This is a genomic window from Streptomyces sp. SID13726 (assembly GCF_010548375.1).
Classification (GTDB): domain Bacteria; phylum Actinomycetota; class Actinomycetes; order Streptomycetales; family Streptomycetaceae; genus Streptomyces.
On the sequence record NZ_JAAGLY010000821.1, the window covers coordinates 1 to 391 of the forward strand.

Below are 391 nucleotides of genomic sequence, written 5' to 3' on the forward strand. Positions count from 1 at the left end.
AGCCGATGATCCAGGCGGGCAGCTCGCCGATCGAGGAGTACGAGAAGGTGTACGCGGATCCGGCCACCGGGACGGTGGAGGCGAACTCGGCGTAACACAGGGCGGCCAGCGCGCACACGATGCCGGCGGCGACGAACGCGAGGGCCGTGGAGGGTCCGGCGGTCTCCTTGGCGACCTTGCCCGTGAGGACGAAGATGCCGGTGCCGATGATCACGCCGACGCCGAAGACGGTCAGGTCCCAGGAGGAGAGCGACTTCTTGAGCGCGTGTTCCGGCTCTTCCGTGTCGAGGATCGACTGTTCGACTGATTTCGTACGGAAGGTACCGTTCTGGTTCCTACTCACCGACGCACCTCCGCAGGGCAGACCGCATCGAAACGAAACGGGCCGGAA

1 protein-coding gene is annotated in these 391 nt (G+C 65.5%); it reads right to left on the reverse strand.

Going from position 1 to position 391, the window contains the following annotated elements:
- On the reverse strand, window positions 1-343 hold a 343-nt coding region (locus G3I78_RS50485), incomplete at its 3' end, for an amino acid permease (RefSeq protein ID WP_164437394.1).
- Window positions 344-391 lie beyond the last annotated feature (48 nt).